Source organism: Rheinheimera pleomorphica, assembly GCF_011634895.1.
GTDB lineage: Bacteria > Pseudomonadota > Gammaproteobacteria > Enterobacterales > Alteromonadaceae > Alishewanella > Alishewanella pleomorphica.
The window spans coordinates 1-3,472 of record NZ_SIRR01000015.1; the positions used below are offsets into that span (position 1 = coordinate 1).

The 3,472-nt window shown below is 47.4% G+C and carries 3 protein-coding genes and 4 tRNA genes; all 7 read right to left on the minus strand.

Features of this window, described 5'->3' with window-relative positions:
* Window positions 1-140: 140 nt before the first annotated feature.
* Window positions 141-216 (minus strand) — tRNA-Thr (locus tag EYB30_RS14880).
* 11 nt (window positions 217-227) lie between these two features.
* Window positions 228-302 (minus strand) — tRNA-Gly (locus EYB30_RS14885).
* Between the two features lie 32 nt (window positions 303-334).
* Window positions 335-419, minus strand: a tRNA-Tyr gene (locus EYB30_RS14890).
* Between the two features lie 5 nt (window positions 420-424).
* A tRNA-Thr gene (locus tag EYB30_RS14895) sits at window positions 425-500 on the minus strand.
* A gap of 111 nt (window positions 501-611) precedes the next feature.
* Window positions 612-1,307 (minus strand): type III pantothenate kinase, encoded by a 696-nt coding sequence (locus tag EYB30_RS14900; protein ID WP_166839705.1) that lies wholly within the window; start codon window positions 1,305-1,307, stop codon window positions 612-614.
* Between the two features lies 1 nt (window position 1,308).
* Window positions 1,309-2,292: a bifunctional biotin--[acetyl-CoA-carboxylase] ligase/biotin operon repressor BirA gene (gene birA / locus EYB30_RS14905; protein WP_166839706.1), complete on the minus strand. Its 984-nt coding sequence runs from the start codon at window positions 2,290-2,292 to the stop codon at window positions 1,309-1,311.
* On the minus strand, window positions 2,285-3,295 hold the full coding sequence (murB, locus tag EYB30_RS14910) for a UDP-N-acetylmuramate dehydrogenase (RefSeq protein WP_166839707.1): 1,011 nt from the start codon (window positions 3,293-3,295) through the stop codon (window positions 2,285-2,287). Before murB ends, birA begins: the two co-directional genes overlap by 8 nt.
* Window positions 3,296-3,472: the final 177 nt, after the last annotated feature.

A 3,472-nucleotide genomic window follows, 5' to 3' on the forward strand; every position in this document is an offset into this window, starting at 1 on the left:
TGGTCAACGTGACCGATGGTGCCTACGTTTACGTGCGGTTTTACTCGTTCAAATTTAGCCTTAGCCATGAATAGACCCTTTTAACAAAACGGCGGTTGTTTAATTAGTTAAGTGTTTTGATAGCAAGAGAGGTGTCAAGATGGTGCTGATACCCAGAATCGAACTGGGGACCTCATCCTTACCAAGGATGCGCTCTACCGCCTGAGCTATATCAGCAACGTTTTGATTGGAGCGGGCAGCGGGAATCGAACCCGCATCTTCAGCTTGGAAGGCTGAGGTAATAGCCATTATACGATGCCCGCGGCCTACTCGTAGCTATTCTTCCTGACGAAGATGGTGGAGGGGGAAGGATTCGAACCTTCGAAGGCAGTGCCGGCAGATTTACAGTCTGATCCCTTTGGCCACTCGGGAACCCCTCCACTAATGGTGCCGCTTATCCGAGTCGAACGGATGACCTACTGATTACAAGTCAGTTGCTCTACCAACTGAGCTAAAGCGGCACAACGTCAGTGGGTGCGAATTCTAGTGGAATGCCTGATGCCGTGCAACAGAAAAAACCAAAAAAGCACTAATTTCCTGCCTAAGCGTTCATAAAGTGCACAAATTAGCAGTTACATATCAATATAACGCGCCAATCCCTGGAAGATCAGTAAAGGTTCTACCACCAAAGGTAAATCAGCCAGATATGGCTTGAGAAATTTGCTGTCTCCACCGGTTAGCAACAGCCTGTCACAAGGGGTTTGCTGCCAGGCTAACCGAATTGCACCTAAAACCGCGGCTAAACAACCGTTTTGCAATCCCGTTACAGTAGCGGTACCCGGCTCCAGTCTGCCGTTGAACAGCTCTGAGTTAAACACTTTTGCAGTGTTTTTAACCACGGCCTGCTGCTGCATTTTCAGTCCCGGTATAATCCAACCGCCACCGTGCAGGCCATCTTTATCCAGCCAATCGACCGTTACTGCTGTGCCGGCATCAACGATTAGCACATTCTTTGCCGGAAACAACAGCTGCGCACCCAACATTGCCAACCAGCGATCTACACCCAGTGTCTGCGGTTGCTGATAACTGCTACGGACACCATATGCCTGCACATCAGAATGCACCTGACGCCAGGGCAAATGATCCAGCCCCAACAGTTGCTTAATTACAGCAACCTTTTCCTGTGATGCTACACTGGCAAAGTAAACTGCTTTTATCGGCAATTTTGCCAAATTATCTGCCGCCAGCTGTGGCAAGGCGCTAACTTTACCCTGCTTCACCAGGGCGGCCTTTTCCCTCGTATTGCCAATATCCAGCAGCAAATACATACTAATCTCCTGACCGTAGACTCAGTTCACCGCCAAAATAAGCTTGTACACCCTCGGTAGTTTTAATCAATAACGCACCTTGCTGGTCAACGCCAAGACAAATACCTTTGATCTCATTGCTACCAATAAGTTTGACCTCTCGATTATGATACTGATTATATTGATCAAACTCTTCAACAAAGCCAGAAAAACCTTTACTACTAAACTCTGTAAGTAAACCGCTCAGTTGCTGTTGTAACATGGCTACCAATAAATTACGGTCTATTGCAGCTTCACAGGCCCCGGCTAAATCAACGTACTGCTGATCAATATTGTCCAGCGCCTGTTGTGGCAAACGTATATTCATACCAATGCCAATGATCACGTCACAGCCTGCGTGTGCCTGCCCTGCAAGCTCTACCAGGATACCGCACAGCTTTTTGCCATCAACGTAAACGTCATTTGGCCATTTAACTTTTGCCTCAACCTGATACTGCTGTTTCAGCATTCTAGCGATCGCAATGGCTACCACCAGGCTCAAACCCATCGCAGCCTGAATCCCCTGCTCTAACCGCCAGTACATAGAAAAATATAAACTGGCGGCAAAAGGTGAATACCAGGTTCGGCCACGCCGGCCTCTGCCTGCCGTTTGCGCTTCGGCCACTATGGTATAACCGGGCTGCGTGACTAAACCATCCTGAACTTTTTGCATCAACTGACTATTAGTAGAATCAGTGATGTGCTGCACCAGAATATCGGCACAGCCCACTGGACGTAGCTGATTGATCTTCGCAGCATCAAGTAAAGTTAAAGGTTCTGACAGACAGTAGCCACGGCCTTTAACTTTGTAAATATCCAAGCCAAGTTGCTGTAATTGCTTTATATGATTTGCTACTGCAGTGCGACTTAAACCCAGCATATCAGCCAATATTTGACCGGACTGAAACTCACCGGCAGCTAAAGCGTTCAATAATTGCCGCTGGCTAACTAAACTCGCTTTAGTCATGCAACTGTCCGCTGTTGTTCAACATCCGCACCTCGGGTTCCAACTGAATACCGTAGGCCTGTTCTATCTTCTGCTGCACATCAGCTATTAAAGTCAGTAGTTGTTGTGGCGTACCTGAGCCGTGATTAACCACCACTAACGGCTGCAAATTATAGCAACCAACATCGCCATAACTTTTGCCTTTAAAGCCTTGCTGCTCAATCAACCAGGCAGCGGGCACCTTAACGCTATCATCTGCCTGATTAAAGCCGGGTATATCGGCATATTTTTCTCTTAACGCTGTGTATTGCTGCCTCGTTATAACCGGGTTTTTAAAGAAACTACCGCAATTAGCCAATACCGCAGGGTCTGGTAACTTGCTGCTACGCACAGCAATAACCTGTTCGAAGATAGTATTGATAGTCGCATCAGCCGGCAGATGATCCAAACCTTTATACGCTAGCACAGCTGAAGGACGCTTACTGAGGCACAAACCGACAGCGACTATGATACCTTTACCAGCCAGAGAATGCTTAAATACACTATCCCGATAGCCGAACTGACAGCGTCCGGCAGCAATACGCAGTACTTTACGCTGTTGCCAGTGGTAAAAATCAACGTATAAACAGCTATCTGCCAGTTCTACTCCATACGCACCTATGTTTTGTACCGGTGCAGCGCCTACTGAGCCAGGAATAAGCGCAAGATTTTCTATGCCCCATAGCTGCTGTTCAACTGTCCAAGTTACCAACTGATGCCAGTTATGGCCCGCTTCTACGTGCACTAAAACATGATCTGCACTCAGCTCGGTAACCGTTTTGCTATCAGCCACAAACCGACAGACAGGAACTGTCAGATCTTGCAAAAAAATAGTATTACTACCCTCACCCAGCAATATGGGTGCCGTGTCAACATCAAAGCTGTCTAACTCACTGACAGAGTTCAATTCGTGAACAGAGCTTAAGATGGCATCAAAACGAAAAGTAGAATAAGGGACTGCCGATATATTAGTTAAAGTGCGCATGATCAAGCCAGTTAACACAGATAGCGCTATTGTAATGATGTGGTTGGTGAAGCGCAAAGCAAAAAGCCCGCCTCTTTCGAGGCGGGCTTGTTTACTTAATGAGGAGCCTGGCGGTGAACTACTCTCGCATAGCGAATGCTACACTACCATCGTCGCAGCTGCGTTTCACTTCTGAGT

What these genes read in the sequence shown, in the direction of transcription:
- EYB30_RS14900 (WP_166839705.1), bottom strand. Translation starts at nt 1,307, where the DNA reads ATGTATTTGCTGCTGGATATTGGCAATACGAGGGAAAAGGCCGCCCTG.
- birA (WP_166839706.1), bottom strand. Translation starts at nt 2,292, where the DNA reads ATGACTAAAGCGAGTTTAGTTAGCCAGCGGCAATTATTGAACGCTTTA.
- murB (WP_166839707.1), bottom strand. Translation starts at nt 3,295, where the DNA reads ATGCGCACTTTAACTAATATATCGGCAGTCCCTTATTCTACTTTTCGT.